Source organism: Citrobacter sp. wls615 (assembly GCF_005281355.1).
GTDB classification, from domain to species: Bacteria; Pseudomonadota; Gammaproteobacteria; order Enterobacterales; family Enterobacteriaceae; genus Citrobacter; species Citrobacter werkmanii.
Genome location: NZ_SZXM01000060.1, coordinates 1 through 18,057 on the forward strand (window position 1 = coordinate 1; position 18,057 = coordinate 18,057).

The following is an 18,057-nucleotide window of genomic DNA, read 5'->3' on the forward strand; positions in this document are numbered from 1 at the left end:
TAAGGCGTTTACGCCGCCATCCGGCATCAGAGAGAATAATAGCCTGACATTTCTGCTATCAGGCCTGGGCTAAATGACAACATCAGAAAATCATCTTAAACACGCCGGTTACCACCAACAGTCCAATCAGAAAAATAATTAGAATAATCCACAGCAGAATTTTCATTAACTTTCCTTTTTTTGGTAAGTTCAGATTGAGTATAGGAAAGTATCAACTATTCTGCCTGGCGGTGTTGTTATGCCGGTTTACGTGCGCTCAGTAAAAACACCATTGGCCGCTCTTTTTCTTCATCCAACGCCGGGTTTTCAGCAATCTGCTGAGCTGATGGTCCCCATTCATCAATACACACAATGTCGAATCCGGCGGCAATGAGCGCGTTAATCCAGGTCGCCAGCTTACGGTGCTGTTTTTTAACGCCTTCAGCAAACCAGTTACTGATACGCTCGCCTTCTTGTTGATAATGATTAACCGGCCAGGACAGTTGCCCGGTTTTGTCTTTTATCCAGCCCTGGTTAAGCGGTGCGGTATAAATCGGGTGCTCGGCAGAGAAAACTAACATACCTCCCGGTGTTAATGCCTGGTAAATCGTTACGAATAATCGTTCAATATCGTGTAGATAATGCAGGGCAAGGGAGCTATAAGCCAGGTCGAAAGAAGCCGGTGAGAGAGTAAGCGTTTCGAGATCTTCACGGCGATAAACGATGCCATTGCCGTGAGTCATATTGTGCGCCTGGGTTAACATCTTTTGTGAGATATCCAGCCCCACGACGCTGGCGGCATGATTATCGCGCACGTAGCGGCAAAACCAGCCATATCCGCAGCCCAAATCGAGAATGTTTTTACCCTGCAGAGCGGGGAGCATAGCTTGTATTGCTGGCCATTCCGGTGCGCCATCAAGCCCTTTTACTGAACGATCCAGCGTGGCATATCCGGCAAAGAATTCCGGGTCGTCATAAATATTCTGTGACATAAGGTTTCCATCTATAAATTATTAAAATTATTTAAACTGTGTTATTTGTGCAGTGTATATTTTTCTGATTATATATTTTTATTTCCAAAGATGTATTGCCACGCGTAACTAAAAAAGTAACAGCGACAAGTCGTACTCTCTGCGCATCTTTTCTTACCTGTATATCTCCATGAATCGTAATTCTGTTTTTGCCGCGACGGCATTGTTGCCTCTTTTTATTCTGATGGCAGGCTGTGCGCCTATGCATGATGACCGTCAGTCTCTGTCACAGCAGACCCCAGCTGTGAACGTCGATTCCGCATTACCTGCGGCATTAAAAAATGGCTGGCCGGACAGCCAATGGTGGAAGGCATACCACGATCCTCAACTTAATGCGCTGATTGACAGCACGTTGCGAAACTCTCCTGATATGCAGGTAGCGGAACAGCGCATTCAACTGGCGGAGGCGCAGGCGAAGGCCGTTGAGGCGCAGGATGGCCCGGAGATCGATTTCTCTGCGGACGTTGAGCGTCAGAGAATGTCAGCTGAAGGGCTGATGGGACCGTTTGCCATTACCGATCCTGCCGCCGGAACGACAGGTCCGTGGTACACCAACGGGACCTTTGGTTTAACCGCCGGTTGGAATCTGGATCTGTGGGGGAAAAATCGGGCCGAAGTGACGGCGCGTATTGGGACCGTTAAAGCGCGAGAAGCTGAGCGTGAACAAACCCGCCAGCTGCTGGCGAGCGGCGTTTCACGTCTGTATTGGGAATGGCAGACGCAGGCGGCGCTGAAAAGCGTGCTGACGCAGATTAAAAATGAGCAACAGAACGTTATTAACGTCGATCGTCAACTGTATCAAAACGGCATTACCTCATCGGTGGAAGGCGTTGAGACCGATATCGATTCCAGTAAAACGGATCAGCAACTGAACGATGTTAACGGCAAAATGAAAGTGATTGAGGCGCGGCTGAGCGCCCTGACTAATTCACAGTCTACCGTTCTGAAACTGCATACCAGTAAGTTACCTACCGTAGAAAGCCAGCTCCCGTCCCAGTTAGGCTATTCGCTGCTGGCCCGTCGACCGGATTTACAGGCCGCGCACTGGTATATTGAATCATCCCTGAGCAGCATTGATGCGGCGAAAGCTGCGTTTTATCCTGACGTGAATTTGATGGCATTTTTACAACAGGATGCGTTACATCTGAGCGATCTGTTCCGCCATTCCGCGCAGCAGATGGGGGTCACAGCCGGACTCACACTGCCTATTTTCGACAGCGGCAGATTGAATGCCAATCTCGATATCACCAAAGCGCAAAGCAACCTGACGGTGGCGAATTACAACAAAGCCGTGGTAGATGCGGTGAATGACGTGGCGCGAGCAGCTTCGCAGGTGGAAACACTGGCGCAGAAGAATCAGCATCAGCAGCAGATCGAACATGATGCACAGCGCGTGGTGGGACTAGCACAGGCGCGATTTAACGCCGGTATTATTGCGGGTTCGCGGGTTAGCGAAGCAAAGATCCCGGCGTTACGTGAGCAGTGCAACGGTCTGGTACTGCAAGGCCAGTGGCTGGATGCTTCCATTCAGTTGACCAGCGCGCTGGGCGGCGGCTACCACGCGTCGTAACACACCTGCCCGGTAGATACCGCTCTACCGGGCCGTCTTCTTGCCGCTGCGTTTTTTCAACCACCAGCGTGCGCCTACCACCAGTACAATCACCAGAACCAGCCATATCCAGTGCTTAATGTGCTGGTCGAGATTGTGCAGCCACGGCGCGATGACTTCTCCCCCCACATAACCCAGGGTGGTAAATATCAGCGCCCACACCAGCGCCCCGAGAATATTGAGCGGTAAAAAGATCTTCGGTGGCAGGTGACTGGCGCCAATCAGCAAAGGGCCAATAACGCGAAAACCGTACATAAAACGCGTGCCGACCACGAACAGATAAGGACGCCGTTGGATCATCTTCTGCGCGTAATCAATTTTTGCCTGATGACGCGAAAAACGCCGCAGAATTTTGCCGCCAAAACGACGTCCGAGGAAATAGAGCAACTGATCGCCAATCATCCCGCCCAGCGCGACGGAGAGCACCACCAGCGGAAATTTAAGTACTCCCTGATGGGCCGCGACGCCACCTAACAGGGTAATGGTTTCCCCTTCAGCCAGACTGCCAATCACTAATGCGGCATAGCCGTATTGCGCAACATAATGATTTATATCCATACGATTGTATGACCTCCACCGCTTATAGCATACACCCTATGAATACTTGATGCCGGAAAAGCCGCGCCGTAGCGATCCGGTATTTTCTCTGTGTACATAAAATAATCAAAAGCTGAATTATACTTGAAGTGTTGAGGTCCGGAGCTGACAAGAAGGGGGCGGTATGAACCATGTCTGGGGGCTGTTTTCCCATCCCGATCGTGAAATGCACGTGATCAACAGCGAAAACGAAAGCGTTTCGCATCACTATACCCATCATGTACTGCTGATGGCGGCAATCCCGGTTGTTTGCGCGTTTATCGGTACCACACAAATCGGCTGGAATTTTGGCGACGGCAACATACTACAGTTATCCCTGTTGACCGGACTGGCGCTGGCCATTCTGTTTTACGGCGTGATGCTGGCGGGCGTGGCTGTCATGGGCCGGGTTATCTGGTGGATGGCGCGTAATTACCCGCAGCGTCCGTCGCTGGCGCACTGTATGGTCTTTGCCGGATATGTCGCGACTCCGCTGTTTTTAAGCGGTCTGGTCGCACTTTATCCGCTGGTCTGGCTGTGTGCGTTGGTGGGAACTATCGCGCTGTTTTACACCGGTTATTTACTCTATCTCGGTATTCCGACATTCCTGAATATCACTCGCGAGGAAGGGTTAAGTTTTTCCAGTTCCACGCTGGCTATTGGTGTGCTGGTACTTGAAGTTCTGCTGGCGATTACGGTAATCCTGTGGGGTTACGGCTATCGCTTATTCTGATCTGTAAAACGCCGCTGCGCTGCGTTGTTGACGTAAAAGTCAGCAACGCAGCATTTCGAGACGATTCTCCTGTAGCGGCAAACCTGCCGGATCGCTATGATGCCTGAGCTAGCCTGAGAAAATACTTAATCTCGGGCGGTGTGCGTTGTGACGTGCGTGAACCCTTATCAGAAATCTCATCATGCTGAAATTCCGAGTTTCATTATTAAGCCTTGCCCTGGTGCTGGCTGTACCTTTTGCACCCCAAGCCGTGGCGAAAACGGCACCTACCGTAGCGGCTTCTCAACCTGAGATAGCGTCCGGTAGCGCGATGATTGTTGATCTGAATACCAACAAGGTTATCTATTCGAACCACCCGGATCTGGTGCGTCCGATTGCGTCGATTACCAAATTAATGACGGCGATGGTGGTGCTTGATGCGCGACTGCCGCTGGATGAAAAACTGAAAGTTGATATCAGTCAGACGCCTGAGATGAAAGGAATTTACTCTCGCGTACGGCTGAACAGTGTAATCAGCCGTAAAGACATGCTGTTACTGGCGCTGATGTCATCTGAAAACCGTGCGGCAGCCAGTCTGGCGCATCATTACCCTGGCGGCTATAACGCGTTTATCAAGGCGATGAATGCGAAAGCGAAAGCGCTGGGCATGACCCATACCCGTTTTGTGGAGCCGACCGGGTTATCGATTCATAACGTCTCAACCGCGCGTGATTTAACGAAGTTACTGATTGCCAGCAAACAGTATCCGCTGATTGGTCAGCTAAGTACTACGCGTGAAGATATGGCGACGTTTGCCAACCCGGCATATACACTGCCGTTCCGTAATACCAACCATCTGGTGTATCGCGATAACTGGAATATTCAGTTAACTAAAACCGGGTTTACCAATGCGGCGGGCCACTGTCTGGTGATGCGCACGGTGATTAATAACAAACCGGTGGCGCTGGTGGTGATGGATGCTTTTGGGAAATATACCCACTTTGCCGATGCCAGCCGTTTACGTACCTGGATTGAAACCGGCAAGGTGATGCCGGTTCCGGCGGCAGCGCTGAGCTACAAAAAGCAAAAAGCGGCGCAGATGGCGGCGGCAGGTTCAGCTACGGGTGAACAAACCGCGCAGAACGATTAAACCGTAGGCCAGGCAAGCGAAGCGCCCCCGGCAACGTGCCCGATGGCGCTTACGCTTATCGGGCCTACGACTCTTTCCAGAACTTCTGCTTACTCGTTTTCCCAATACCCGGGTTCATACTGTTGGTTGGGTCATTCTCGCGGTAAAAGCGGGTTAATGTTTCGGGCGCCTGGTACAGATGCCCGACGTTATGTTCCGCCGGATACTGTGCCCCACGCTCGCGAAGTAACTCCAGCATCTGTTCTTTCAGCGCATGGGCATCCACGCCTTTTTTAACGATGTAATCCTGATGGAATACATAGCACATAAAGTGCCCGTAATAGAGCTTGTGCACCAGTTGGCTGTCGATTTCTGGCGGCAGATGTTCATACCATTCGGTGTCGTTACGACGCAGCGCGATATCCAGCGCCAGAATATCTTCTACTTCATCCGCATGAACGGCCTGGTAACGAATCGCCGCGCCAGCCGCCGCAAAGCGGTGCAGGAACGCCTTACTGCCTTCTTCCGGCGTACAGGCAAAGAAGTCGCCCTCTGCCGTTTTGAAAAACTCATTTAGCCAGTTTTGCGCTTCAGCCACGCCGCCACCGGCCATTTTTAACAGCAGGTGATGCTCGTATTTGTCGCGCCAGCTTTTCATACGCGCCGGTAAGTGGCTGGGGAATAAATGGCCAAACTTCTGCATCGCCCGGTCGGTGAAGTGCGGACGGAAAAATTTCACTTTTTCCAGCATCGCATCGGTGCGGCCTTTCAGGGTGAAGAAAAACGGCATTTTGTCGGTGCCGAGTTTGTCTATCATCAGGAACGTATCTTTGCCGTACTGCTCAGCGATGTCGTAAATATCGCGATGCATATATTCACCGGCAACCGGCAGATGTTCAAACTTCGCCAGAATATGACGGCGGATCTCCGTCAGCACCTCAGGCTGGTTGGTGCCGATATAAAAGACCTGCTGATTTTTTTCGGCTTCGAAAGTGTCCAGACGCACGGCGAAAACTGCGAGCTTTCCGGCACAACCGGACGATTCAAACAAGCGGTCCGGGTCGGCGTTATAGCGTGCGGGCGTATCCGCCTCAATATCTCTGACGCGGGTCACGTAGTCGTGATCGTGCGCATGACGTCCGTCGTGGCGAACATCGTCATCTTTGATGCGCTCGTCATCGAGTTTGCTGAGGATCTGTTCTGGGGTTTGGCCAAGCTCGATGCCCAGATGGTTAACCAGCTGTAATTTGCCCTGTTCATCAATACGCGCAAACAGTGACATCTCCGTGTAGGCCGGGCCTCGTTGCACCAGTGAGCCGCCGGAGTTGTTACAAATGCCGCCAATCACGGAAGCGCCGATACAGGAGGAACCGATCACTGAATGCGGTTCACGACCAAAAGGTTTGAGCGCTTTTTCCAGCGAATAAAGCGTTGTTCCAGGCCAGGCCAGCACCTGTTCGCCTTTGCCGATGACGTGCAGCTTATCAAGACGCAGGGTGCTGATAATAACAATCTCACGGTCGTAATCATTGCCGCTTGGCGTAGAGCCTTCGGTCAGGCCGGTATTGGCGGCCTGCATCAGAATGATTTTGTCTGCGGCGACGCAGGCGTTCAGGACGCGCCACAATTCTAAAAGCGAGCCCGGAAAAACGACGGCGAGCGCATCGCCCTGGCCGGAGCGAAATCCCTTGCGATAGCGGGCGGTTTTAGCGGGTTCAGTGAGCAGGTGCGAATGACCCACCTGGCGGGTCAGTTCATTCAGGAAAGCTTTATTATCTATTGTAATGGAAGACATTCTCCACTCCTTGTGGTGGGACTCAATATCAGGAACAAGCATAGCGCTTTGTATGACAATACGCTTTCTCATTCATATTGTCTCTGGCTTGTCTTTCATTGATTCACGCTGATTTTGAAAATTAGGAGAATAACCTTAGCTTTCTTTAGCGCTCCCGTTTAGTCTTACGGCAAATTGCGGTTTTTGTTATATTTTCGCTGATGCGTCAGGAAAAAATAAAGAGAGAATCAACATGAAATGGCTATGTTCTGTAGGTGTTGCGGTGAGTCTGGCGGTGCAACCCGCGCTGGCGGACACTCTGTTTGGTAACCATCCGCTGACGCCAGAAGCGCGGGATGCATTTGTTACCGATTTACTCAAACAGATGACCGTGGATGAGAAAATTGGTCAGTTACGCTTAATCAGCGTTGGGCCTGATAATCCGAAAGAAGCCATCCGCGAGATGATCAAAGACGGGCAGGTTGGGGCAATTTTTAACACCGTCACACGCCAGGATATCCGCAAAATGCAGGATCAGGTGATGGAACTCAGCCGCCTGAAAATTCCTCTCTTTTTTGCCTACGACGTATTGCACGGCCAGCGTACCGTGTTCCCGATAAGCCTCGGTCTGGCGTCCTCCTTTAATCTCGATGCGGTCAGAACCGTCGGTCGCGTTTCAGCGTATGAAGCTGCCGATGATGGCCTGAACATGACCTGGGCGCCGATGGTTGATGTCTCCCGCGATCCGCGCTGGGGCCGGGCATCGGAAGGGTTTGGCGAAGACACGTATTTGACCGCCACGATGGGTAAAACCATGGTGGAAGCGATGCAGGGGAAAAGCCCTGCCGATCGCTATTCGGTGATGACCAGCGTCAAGCACTTCGCCGCTTATGGCGCGGTAGAGGGCGGGAAAGAGTACAACACCGTCGATATGAGCCCGCAGCGTCTGTTTAATGACTACATGCCGCCGTACAAAGCCGGGCTGGATGCTGGTAGCGGCGCGGTGATGGTAGGACTTAATTCGCTTAACGGTACGCCGGCGACGTCGGATGCCTGGTTGTTGAAAGACGTGCTGCGCGATGAGTGGGGCTTTAAAGGCATCACCGTTTCCGATCACGGCGCGATTAAGGAACTGATTAAGCACGGTACCGCCTCCGATCCTGAGGATGCGGTACGCGTGGCTATCAAGTCAGGTATCAACATGAGTATGAGCGATGAGTATTACAGCAAATACCTGCCGGGGCTGATTAAATCAGGCAAAGTGACAATGGCGGAGCTTGACGACGCTGCTCGTCACGTGCTGAACGTGAAATATGATATGGGGCTGTTTAACGATCCGTACAGCCATCTGGGAGCCAAAGAATCTGATCCGGTGGATACCAACGCCGAAAGCCGCCTGCACCGTAAAGAAGCGCGTGAAGTGGCGCGTGAAAGCCTGGTGCTGCTGAAAAACCGCCTCGACACGCTGCCGCTGAAAAAATCCGCCACCGTGGCGGTTGTCGGGCCACTGGCCGACAGCAAGCGTGATGTGATGGGCAGTTGGTCCGCAGCCGGGGTTGCCGATCAGTCGGTCACGGTGCTGACAGGGATTAAAAATGCCATTGGCGAGCAGGGTAAAGTGGTATACGCCAAAGGGGCGAATATCACCAACGATAAAGGCATTGTCGATTTCCTGAATCTGTATGAAGAAGCGGTGAAAGTTGACCCGCGCTCGCCGCAGGAGATGATTGATGAAGCCGTTAATGCGGCGAAACAGTCTGATGTGGTGGTTGCGGTGGTCGGTGAGGCACAGGGAATGGCACATGAAGCCTCCAGCCGGACGGACATTACTATTCCGCAGAGCCAACGTGACCTGATTGCCGCGCTGAAAGCAACGGGTAAGCCGCTGGTGCTGGTGCTGATGAACGGACGTCCGCTGGCGCTGGTTAAGGAAGATCAACAAGCTGATGCGATCCTCGAAACCTGGTTTGCCGGGACGGAAGGCGGTAACGCTATCGCCGATGTGTTGTTTGGCGATTACAACCCATCAGGCAAGCTGCCGATGTCTTTCCCACGCTCTGTCGGACAGATCCCGGTCTATTACAGCCATCTCAATACCGGTCGTCCGTATAACGCCGATAAGCCGAATAAGTACACCTCGCGTTATTTTGACGAAGCAAACGGTCCGTTGTATCCCTTTGGCTATGGCCTGAGCTACACCACCTTTACCGTTTCGGATGTGAAACTCTCTGCACCGACGATGAAACGTGACGGGACCGTGACGGCCAGCGTCCAGGTGACCAACACCGGCAAGCGCGAAGGTGCGACGGTGATTCAGATGTATTTGCAGGATGTGACCGCTTCAATGAGCCGTCCGGTAAAACAGCTGAAAGGCTTTGAGAAAGTGAATCTTAAACCGGGTGAAACGCAGACCGTCAGCTTCCCGATTGATATCGAAGCGCTGAAATTCTGGAACCAGCGTATGAAATACGATGCTGAACCGGGTAAATTTAACGTCTTTATCGGCGTGGATTCCGCCAGAGTGAAGCAGGGTGAATTTGAACTGCTGTAGTTGATGAAGAAAGCCACGCATCATGCCTGATGGCGCAATGCTTATCTGGTCTATGAAATAACGCTATCCGGCAAATTCACCTTGGGTTTGCCGGATTTTTTTATCGCCTTACTGCTAATTACTCTCAGTGTTACTACCCAATTGCCAGGTTAAGGCCTGATTTTTCGACTATGCTTTTTCCTCAAGTCTCTGAAAAGGGCCGCAAAAGGATGAGGAGCACAGCATGATAATCTCAAAGTTTGGGGTAGGGTCGTTGGCCTTGTTAGCCGCGATAAGTATGCCCTTGCAGGCCGCGTCACCCGTTACGGTCGGGTCAAAAATTGATACCGAAGGGGCGCTGCTCGGTAACATTATTTTGCAAGTGCTCGAAAGCCATGGTGTGAAAACCGTCAATAAAGTGCAACTGGGGACTACGCCAGTGGTGCGTGGCGCTATTACATCCGGCGAGCTGGATATCTACCCGGAATATACCGGCAATGGCGCTTTCTTCTTTAAAGATGAGAATGATCCGGCGTGGAAAAATGCGCAGGCTGGTTTCGACAAAGTGAAAAAGCTGGACGCAGAGAAAAATAACCTAGTCTGGCTAACGCCTGCGCCCGCCAACAATACGTGGACCATTGCGGTCCGCCAGGATGTCGCCGAAAAGAATAAACTGGTTTCGCTTGCCGACTTAGGGCGCTACCTGAAAGAGGGTGGCACCTTCAAACTGGCCGCCTCTGCGGAGTTTATCGAACGTGCGGACGCGCTGCCCGCGTTTGAAAAAACCTATGATTTTAAACTGAATCAGAATCAGCTTTTATCACTGGCCGGGGGGGATACCGCCGTGACGATTAAAGCCGCAGCGCAGCAAACCTCCGGCGTCAATGCCGCGATGGCCTACGGCACCGATGGTCCGGTCGCCGCGCTGGGGCTGCAAACGTTAAGCGATCCGCAAGGCGTTCAGCCGATTTATGCGCCTGCGCCAGTGGTACGTGAGTCGGTACTCAAGGTCTATCCGCAAATGGAAGAATGGCTGCAGCCTGTTTTTGCCAGTCTGGATGAAAAAACGCTCCAGCAGCTTAACGCCAGTATTGCCGTAGAGGGTCTGGATGCAAAAAAAGTTGCAGCAGATTATCTGAAGCAAAAAGGATGGGTTAAGTAACGGAATTTACGGCGGGTGGGTGTTTTGTCCAATATCTCGGTTAATCGGGTGCTGTTGCTGCTGGTTCTTTTTACCTTCGCAGCAGCTGCGCTTCCTTTCATTAGTTATGCCCCCAATCGCCTGGTTTCCGGCGAAGGTCGTCAACTCTGGGATATCAGGCCCGACATGGCGTGGGGACTGGCGGTGGCATGTTTGCTACTGTTTCTTCTGTGCTTTGTGTCGGGCAAATCCGGCAATATATTGACGCTTGTTATCAGCCAGCTGTTGGTGATTGCGGCGCTGGTAACCGCAGGTACAACGGCAACGTATCTGGCGCAGACGGGCAGTACGTTGGCCAGAACCAGTCTTGGCTCCGGGTTCTGGCTGGGTCTCGGATTCATGTTGCTGGCTGCCAGTGACGCCATTCGGCGCATCACCCGTCAGATGTTGTGGCGATGGGTGCTGCATGCGCAACTTTTTGTTATGCCGATAGTGTTATTACTGTCCGGCACGTTTAACGATCTTTCCCTGCTTAAAGAGTATGCCAACCGCCAGGATGTCTTTAACGACGCACTGGCGCAGCATCTGACTATTCTGTTCGGCACCGTCATACCCGCGCTATTCCTTGGTGTGCCGCTGGGCGTTTGGTGCTCTTTTTCTGACTCGCGTCAGGGGCCGGTTTTCGCCGTACTGAACATTATCCAGACCATCCCCTCGGTGGCCTTGTTTGGCCTGTTGATTGCGCCGCTCGCTGGGCTGGTTAAGCATTTTCCCTGGTTAAGCTCACTCGGCGTTGCGGGAACCGGCCTGACACCCGCGCTTATTGCGTTGGTACTGTATGCGCTCTTACCGTTGGTACGTGGCGTCGTGGCTGGACTGAATCAGGTTCCAGTGGATGTACTGGAAAGCGCCCGGGCGATGGGGATGAGTGCGCGTCAACGGTTTATCTCGGTGCAGTTGCCGCTGGCGCTGCCGGTCTTCTTGCGCAGTTTGCGGGTGGTGATGATCCAGACGGTAGGGATGGCGGTGATTGCCGCGCTGATCGGCGCCGGGGGCTTTGGCGCGCTGGTCTTTCAGGGATTGCTCAGTAGTGCTGTTGATTTAGTGCTGCTGGGCGTGATCCCCGTAGTTGTGCTGGCAGTATTGATTGATGCGCTGTTTGATTTAGGGCTAGCGCTGCTGAAGGGAACGAATAATGATTGAATTTAGTCATGTCAGTAAAACCTACGGTCAGCAAAAAGCCGTCGATGACCTTAATCTGCATTTGGCGGAGGGGAGCTTTTCGGTGCTGATTGGCACGTCGGGTTCCGGGAAATCCACCACACTGAAGATGATCAACCGACTGGTCGAGCATGACAGCGGGCAGATTCGTTTTGCGGGGGAGGAGATCCGCAGTCTGCCGGTACTGGAGTTAAGGCGGCGTATGGGGTACGCGATCCAGTCTATCGGTTTGTTCCCGCACTGGACCGTGGCGCAGAACATCGCCACCGTGCCGCAATTACAAAAGTGGTCGCGCTCGCGTATTGATGATCGAACAGATGAACTTATGGCACTGTTGGGGCTGGAGGCGAGTTTGCGTCACCGTTACCCACATCAGCTTTCCGGCGGGCAGCAGCAGCGGGTCGGGGTTGCGCGCGCCCTGGCGGCAGATCCACAGGTGCTATTGATGGATGAGCCTTTTGGCGCGCTGGATCCTGTCACCCGCGGTGCGTTGCAGCAGGAGATGACCCGTATTCATCGTCTGCTGGGGCGTACCATCGTATTAGTGACGCATGATATCGACGAGGCGCTGAGGCTGGCGGAACATCTGGTCCTGATGGACGCGGGGAAGGTCGTGCAGCAAGGGACGCCGCTATCGATGCTGACTGCGCCAGCGAACGATTTCGTACAAACGTTCTTTGGCCGCAGCGAACTGGGCGTGCGGTTACTGTCGCTGCGTACGGTGGGTGATTTTATCCGTCGCGGCGAACATTCAGACGGTGAGCCGCTGGTGGCTGAAATGACGCTGCGTGATGCGCTGTCGATGTTTGTGGCGCGGGGGTGCGATGTCCTGCCGGTTGTGACGCCGCAGGGCGTGTCCTGCGGTACGCTTCACTTTCGCGATCTGCTTTCGGAGATGCCGCCCCGTGAAACGTCTTGCTGATCCACTGCTGTGGCTGGTTGTCCTGTTCCTGATCCTGTTGGTCGGGTTACCGCACAGTCAGGCCCTGTTTAGTTCGCTGTTTCCTGAGTTGCCGCGCCCCGTGTATCAGCAGGAAAGTTTTACGGCGCTGGCGCTGAGTCATTTTGCGCTGGTAGGAATATCGAGTCTTATCGCCGTACTCATCGGCACCGGTGCCGGGATTGCGGTAACCCGGCCCTGGGGGGCAGAGTTCAGGCCGATGGTGGAAACTATCGCCGCCGTGGGGCAGACTTTTCCCCCGGTCGCGGTGCTGGCGATTGCCGTACCGGTGATGGGATTTGGTCTTGAGCCGGCGGTTATCGCGCTGATCCTGTATGGCGTATTACCGATCCTACAGGCAACCCTGGCGGGGCTGGGAGGCGTCTCTGCCAGCGTGATGGATATCGCCAGCGGGATGGGGATGAGTCGCTGGCAGCGCCTGCGTAAAGTGGAGTTGCCGCTGGCGGCGCCGGTTATTCTGGCGGGGATCCGCACGTCGGTGATCATTAATATCGGCACCGCAACGATAGCCTCAACCGTCGGGGCGAATACGCTGGGTACGCCGATAATTATCGGACTTAGCGGATTCAATACCGCGTATGTGATTCAGGGGGCGTTGCTGGTCGCGTTGGCGGCAGTGATTGTCGATCGCGGATTTGAGCGATTAGCGAGCTACCTTACCCGGCACGTAAAATGAATGTGTAGCCTGCCAGCATGACGCCGCCGATACCGCCGATAGCCATCAGCAGGAAGAGGGTTATTACACCGATTTTAGCTGCGCTCATTGTGCACTCCTTATGTGAATCTAAGGATTGTACACTTTTGTTAATAGAATATTAAATACCGAGTGGATAAATATCGTGACCTAACGCGCGCCATTCACTCAACTGCTGTTGCTGAGCGGGCGTCTGGTTCTCGCCGCACCAGACAAGTAAGGTTCGCCCTTCGAACATTTCCGGTCGTAGTTGGTTCAGCGAATGGGCCAGAACGTCAACGCGCCATCCCTGCTGACTGGCAACCCAACCTTCCAGCCATAAGCGGGTGGTATCGTGAATATTCCAGCCGACAACCAGCGCATCTTTACCCTGTTTCTTGCGTGCTGAGGCCAGACAAATCGCGATGTAGTTGATGAGGACGCCGTCGAGGATCCCGAGTAACGCCTGGAGGATCGGCTGCTGACACTGTAGACGGCGGCGTAACGGTGTGAACAAATGGGTGTTGAGCGTTTGCGCCGGATAATCCTGGCCACGCTCTTTGATCCACATTCTCAGACTATGCAAATTATTGCTTTGCAAATAGCTTAATAGCGTCTCTTGCTGTTCACGCCAGCCGTTATGCACATCAATGTTCTCATTGCTGAGCAACATTTTCACCTTACTGACCTGAACACCGTTGTTTATCCAGCGTTTTATCTCACGGATCCTGTCGATATCCGCGTCGTTAAACAGACGATGACCGCCGTCTGTCCGCTGCGGTTTGAGTAATCCGTAACGCCTCTGCCACGCGCGTAAAGTGACAGGGTTGATATCACAAAGCAAAGCCACTTCACCGATTGTGTAAAGCGCCATCGTCGTCTCACTCTTGCTCGCGAGGTCCCAGTTTTACTTTAGACGCTCTTTTGCGAACCAGGTAGTTTTGTCTGTTTTTTGATCAATGAATGGTTGGGTTTGTCGTCATACTCGCGCTTTCGAGTGATCGTTCTCACAAATTCCTGTTTTTTTGCAACACTTCAAAGAAAGTTACGCGCAGCCCATGTATGTTACGCGCTTTTAAGTGATGTGTGGTTGGCGCGTATGTACGAGTTTAATCTGGTGTTGCTGCTGCTTCAGCAGATGTGCGTGTTTCTCGTTATCGCGTGGCTGATGAGCAAAACGCGTTTGTTTATCCCGCTGATGCAGGTCACTATCCGTCTCCCGCACAAACTGCTTTGCTATGTCACCTTTTCCATTTTCTGCATTTTGGGCACCTATTTCGGGCTGCACATTGATGACTCTATTGCTAATACGCGTGCTATCGGCGCGGTGATGGGCGGACTGCTCGGCGGTCCCGTAGTCGGTGGTTTAGTCGGTCTTACCGGTGGCTTGCACCGTTATTCAATGGGCGGTATGACGGCGCTAAGCTGCATGATTTCGACCATTGTGGAAGGTTTACTCGGCGGGCTGGTGCACAGCGTGCTCACCCGTCGTGGTCGTACCGATAAAGTCTTTAGCCCACTGACGGCGGGTGCCATCACCTTTGTGGCTGAACTGGTGCAGATGCTGATTATCTTATTAATTGCTCGTCCGTTTGATGATGCGTTTCGGTTGGTCAGCAATATTGCCGCGCCGATGATGGTCACCAATACCGTGGGCGCAGCCCTGTTTATGCGTATTTTGCTCGATAAACGGGCAATGTTTGAAAAATACACCTCGGCTTTTTCTGCCACCGCGCTCAAAGTTGCCGCCTCTACGGAAGGTATTTTGCGTCAGGGGTTCAACGAGGTTAACAGCATGAAGGTGGCTCAGGTGCTGTACGAAGAGCTGGATATCGGCGCGGTGGCGATTACCGATCGTGAGAAGCTGCTGGCATTTACCGGCATTGGTGACGATCACCACCTGCCTGGTAAACCGATTTCGTCGTCGTACACTCTACGGGCAATAGAAACCGGAGAGGTGGTGTATGCCGACGGGAATGAAGTCCCTTACCGTTGTTCTTTGCATCCGCAATGCAAATTAGGCTCGACGCTGGTGATTCCGCTGCGGGGTGAAAACCAGCGGGTGATGGGGACCATCAAACTATATGAGGCTAAAAACCGCCTCTTTAGCTCGATCAACCGCACGTTAGGGGAGGGGATCGCTCAGCTACTTTCGGCGCAAATACTGGCTGGACAGTACGAACGGCAAAAAGCAATGCTTACGCAGTCAGAAATAAAACTCCTGCACGCCCAGGTGAATCCTCATTTTCTGTTCAATGCGCTCAATACCATCAAAGCCGTGATCCGCCGCGATAGCGAGCAGGCCAGTCAACTGGTGCAGTACCTGTCGACCTTCTTTCGCAAAAACTTAAAGCGTCCGTCGGAGATTGTCACACTGGCCGATGAAATTGAGCACGTGAACGCCTATTTGCAAATTGAAAAGGCGCGATTCCAGTCGCGGCTGCAGGTGACCTTAACGGTGCCTGATGAACTTTCGTATCAGCAATTACCGGCTTTTACCCTGCAGCCCATCGTGGAGAATGCCATTAAGCACGGTACCTCTCAGTTACTGGATACCGGAGAGGTGTCGATTACCGCCCGTCGCGAAGGGCAGTATCTGATGCTTGATATTGAAGATAATGCCGGACTGTATCAGCCAACGTCTGAGGCCAGCGGGTTGGGTATGAATCTGGTCGATAAACGACTGCGCGAGCGGTTTGGCGATGATTTTGGCATCAGCGTAGCGTGTGAACCTGACCGCTTTACCCGAATCACATTACGACTTCCTCTGGAGGAACAGGCATGATCAAAGTGCTGATTGTCGATGACGAACCGTTAGCGCGGGAGAATCTGCGGATCCTGTTGCAGGAGCAAAGCGACATCGAGATTGTCGGGGAATGTTCGAACGCGGTGGAAGCCATCGGCGCGGTACATAAACTGCGCCCGGATGTCCTGTTTCTCGATATTCAGATGCCGCGTATCAGCGGTCTGGAAATGGTCGGTATGCTTGATCCCGAGCATCGCCCGTACATTGTTTTCCTGACCGCCTTTGATGAGTATGCGGTTAAAGCCTTTGAAGAACACGCGTTTGATTATCTGCTCAAGCCGATTGAAGAGGCGCGGCTGGAAAAAACGCTGAGCCGTTTGCGTCAGGAACGCACGAAGCAGGATGTATCGCTACTGCCTGAGCATCAGCAGGCGCTGAAGTTTATTCCGTGCAGCGGTCATAGCCGTATTTATTTGCTGCAAATGGATGATGTAGCATTTATCAGTAGTCGTATGAGCGGCGTGTATGTCACCAGTAGTGATGGTAAAGAGGGGTTTACAGAGTTGACGCTCAGAACGCTGGAAAGTCGTACGCCACTACTGCGCTGCCACCGCCAATATCTGGTGAATTTAGCGCAATTGCAGGAAATCCGGCTGGAAGATAATGGCCAGGCCGAGCTGATTTTGCGTAACGGGCTGACCGTTCCGGTGAGCCGTCGTTATCTTAAAAGTCTAAAAGAGGCGATTGGACTGTAAAACTGATACACTGCGCGCCATTGCATCACCGACTGTTGAAGGCTCTATGCTAAGTAACGATATTCTTCGTAGCCTGCGCTACACCCTGAAAGCGAACAATAACGACATGGTGCGTATTCTTGCGCTTGCTGACATGGAATCCACCTCCGCGGGTTTTGATACCTGGATGACAAAAGAAGATGAAGATGGGTTTGTGCGCTGCCCGGATATCATTCTTTCCGGTTTTTTAAACGGTCTGATTTATCATCTGCGCGGGAAAGATGATTCAGCGCCGGAACTGGCGCTTGAGCGTCGTGTTAATAACAATACGGTGCTGAAAAAACTGCGTATCGCCTTTTCGCTGAAAACCGATGATATTCTGGCCATTATGACCGAGCAGAAATTTCGCGTGTCGATGCCGGAAATTACCGCCATGATGCGCGCGCCGGACCATAAAAACTATCGCGAATGTGGCGATCAGTTCCTGCGTTATTTCCTGCGCGGTTTGACCTCTCGCGTACACAACGCGAAAGCATAACGAGAAAAACGGGCGACCACGATTAAAATCGGGTCGCCGACGGTTTACTTCACTTCTTTAAAGCCCGCCGCTTCCATTATCGTCTGCATTTGTTTCATGCTGATGTTTTTATCGGCGTTTTCAGACAGCTTCATTCCAGAGATTCCCTGCAACGATTTTATGTCGACCTTTTCCATATCGATGGTGACATTTTCTTGCGCGTAGGTGTCTGTATAGGTGAGCTTTTCTTCAATGCCCGGAATATTATGATATTTAGCGCTTAAGGCGTCGAAGACTTTTGCTGCTTCTTCTTTATTGCTGGCGCCGACAGACGCATAGCTGATTTTACTTTCTGAGGTTTGCTTCAGAACTTTGTCACCTTTAAAGGTGTAAGAGACCGTAATATCAGAACCGTTAATGTTGGCATTGAATGTTTTCGTTTCTTCTTTATCGCCACATCCCGCGAGGGAAAAAACCAGAACAGATGCCGCGGCGAGCGAAAGTAATTTTTGTAACGCGTTCATGCAAAACTCCATTTCATGAATATCGGATGTTAAATAATAACATCCATGAATCTGGTGAGTCCGGACGACCCTGATACCAGAGGCGCATAGAATAAATCTAATATTAAAAAATGCGCAGTCCGAAAATGGAGTGAAGTGACGAGTTTAAGATTAGGGGAATCGCTAATGTCGCAAAAAAAAGCGCTGCCATTGCAGCGCTT

General features: G+C 52.3%; 17 protein-coding genes. 11 read left to right on the forward strand and 6 right to left on the reverse strand.

Translation table 11 applies throughout. The features are described from left to right. Positions 1–236: 236 nt before the first annotated feature. On the reverse strand, positions 237–971 hold the full coding sequence (locus FDX04_RS15660) for a class I SAM-dependent methyltransferase (RefSeq protein WP_137371189.1): 735 nt from the start codon (positions 969–971) through the stop codon (positions 237–239). A 169-nt stretch (positions 972–1,140) separates the two neighbouring features. Here FDX04_RS15660 and mdtQ point away from each other — a divergent pair, with 169 nt between their 5' ends. Further along, on the forward strand, positions 1,141–2,580 hold the full coding sequence (mdtQ, locus tag FDX04_RS15665; RefSeq protein ID WP_137349900.1) for a multidrug resistance outer membrane protein MdtQ: 1,440 nt from the start codon (positions 1,141–1,143) through the stop codon (positions 2,578–2,580). 24 nt (positions 2,581–2,604) lie between these two features. On the opposite strand, the gene FDX04_RS15670 is transcribed toward mdtQ, so the two are convergent. Next, positions 2,605–3,177: a DedA family protein gene (locus FDX04_RS15670; RefSeq protein WP_137360794.1), complete on the reverse strand. Its 573-nt coding sequence runs from the start codon at positions 3,175–3,177 to the stop codon at positions 2,605–2,607. Positions 3,178–3,340: 163 nt separating this feature from the next. Between FDX04_RS15670 and FDX04_RS15675 the strand changes: the two genes are divergently transcribed. Beyond that, the gene (locus FDX04_RS15675) at positions 3,341–3,928 is read left to right on the forward strand and encodes a Yip1 family protein (RefSeq protein ID WP_038641953.1); all 588 of its coding nucleotides are present in this window, start codon (positions 3,341–3,343) and stop codon (positions 3,926–3,928) included. A 181-nt stretch (positions 3,929–4,109) separates the two neighbouring features. Continuing rightward, on the forward strand, positions 4,110–5,057 hold the full coding sequence (pbpG, locus tag FDX04_RS15680) for a D-alanyl-D-alanine endopeptidase (RefSeq protein WP_038641951.1): 948 nt from the start codon (positions 4,110–4,112) through the stop codon (positions 5,055–5,057). Positions 5,058–5,121: 64 nt separating this feature from the next. Here pbpG and dld read toward each other — a convergent pair whose 3' ends face one another. Next, the gene (dld, locus tag FDX04_RS15685; protein ID WP_137371190.1) at positions 5,122–6,831 is read right to left on the reverse strand and encodes a D-lactate dehydrogenase; all 1,710 of its coding nucleotides are present in this window, start codon (positions 6,829–6,831) and stop codon (positions 5,122–5,124) included. 232 nt (positions 6,832–7,063) lie between these two features. Between dld and bglX the strand changes: the two genes are divergently transcribed. The 5 genes from bglX to FDX04_RS15710 all read left to right on the forward strand — a co-directional run bounded on the left by bglX (position 7,064) and on the right by FDX04_RS15710 (position 13,339). Beyond that, positions 7,064–9,361: a beta-glucosidase BglX gene (bglX, locus tag FDX04_RS15690; protein WP_137347135.1), complete on the forward strand. Its 2,298-nt coding sequence runs from the start codon at positions 7,064–7,066 to the stop codon at positions 9,359–9,361. A 223-nt stretch (positions 9,362–9,584) separates the two neighbouring features. Next, the gene (locus FDX04_RS15695; RefSeq protein WP_137371191.1) at positions 9,585–10,502 is read left to right on the forward strand and encodes an ABC transporter substrate-binding protein; all 918 of its coding nucleotides are present in this window, start codon (positions 9,585–9,587) and stop codon (positions 10,500–10,502) included. Positions 10,503–10,517: 15 nt separating this feature from the next. Then, the gene (locus FDX04_RS15700) at positions 10,518–11,684 is read left to right on the forward strand and encodes an ABC transporter permease (protein ID WP_305764114.1); all 1,167 of its coding nucleotides are present in this window, start codon (positions 10,518–10,520) and stop codon (positions 11,682–11,684) included. Then, entirely contained in the window at positions 11,677–12,624 is a 948-nt protein-coding gene (locus FDX04_RS15705; RefSeq protein ID WP_079223478.1) for an ABC transporter ATP-binding protein, read from the forward strand. Before FDX04_RS15700 ends, FDX04_RS15705 begins: the two co-directional genes overlap by 8 nt. Next, positions 12,608–13,339 carry an ABC transporter permease gene (locus FDX04_RS15710; protein WP_137371192.1) on the forward strand — a complete coding sequence of 244 codons (732 nt, stop codon included), beginning with the start codon at positions 12,608–12,610 and terminating at the stop codon, positions 13,337–13,339. The genes FDX04_RS15705 and FDX04_RS15710 overlap by 17 nt, the downstream gene beginning before the upstream one ends. On the opposite strand, the gene FDX04_RS15715 is transcribed toward FDX04_RS15710, so the two are convergent. Both FDX04_RS15715 and mlrA read right to left on the reverse strand, forming a co-directional pair. Next, positions 13,320–13,427, reverse strand: a complete 108-nt coding sequence (locus FDX04_RS15715) for a protein YohO (protein WP_003027354.1) — start codon at positions 13,425–13,427, stop codon at positions 13,320–13,322. The genes FDX04_RS15710 and FDX04_RS15715 overlap by 20 nt on opposite strands. A 51-nt stretch (positions 13,428–13,478) precedes the next feature. Next, a complete protein-coding gene (gene mlrA, locus FDX04_RS15720) occupies positions 13,479–14,210 on the reverse strand; it encodes an HTH-type transcriptional regulator MlrA (protein ID WP_042307362.1) in 732 nt (243 codons plus the stop codon). 225 nt (positions 14,211–14,435) lie between these two features. Between mlrA and FDX04_RS15725 the strand changes: the two genes are divergently transcribed. From FDX04_RS15725 to FDX04_RS15735, 3 genes are read left to right on the forward strand one after another with little or no spacing between them, the layout of a single operon-like run. Then, a complete protein-coding gene (locus tag FDX04_RS15725) occupies positions 14,436–16,121 on the forward strand; it encodes a sensor histidine kinase (protein ID WP_042307365.1) in 1,686 nt (561 codons plus the stop codon). Further along, positions 16,118–16,837: a two-component system response regulator BtsR gene (btsR, locus tag FDX04_RS15730; protein ID WP_042307368.1), complete on the forward strand. Its 720-nt coding sequence runs from the start codon at positions 16,118–16,120 to the stop codon at positions 16,835–16,837. The genes FDX04_RS15725 and btsR overlap by 4 nt, the downstream gene beginning before the upstream one ends. A 46-nt stretch (positions 16,838–16,883) precedes the next feature. Then, the gene (locus FDX04_RS15735; protein ID WP_042307978.1) at positions 16,884–17,354 is read left to right on the forward strand and encodes a DUF1456 family protein; all 471 of its coding nucleotides are present in this window, start codon (positions 16,884–16,886) and stop codon (positions 17,352–17,354) included. Positions 17,355–17,398: 44 nt separating this feature from the next. Here the strand turns inward: FDX04_RS15735 and FDX04_RS15740 are convergent, their stop codons facing one another. After that, positions 17,399–17,857, reverse strand: a complete 459-nt coding sequence (locus FDX04_RS15740; protein ID WP_137360798.1) for a YehR family lipoprotein — start codon at positions 17,855–17,857, stop codon at positions 17,399–17,401. Positions 17,858–18,057: the final 200 nt, after the last annotated feature.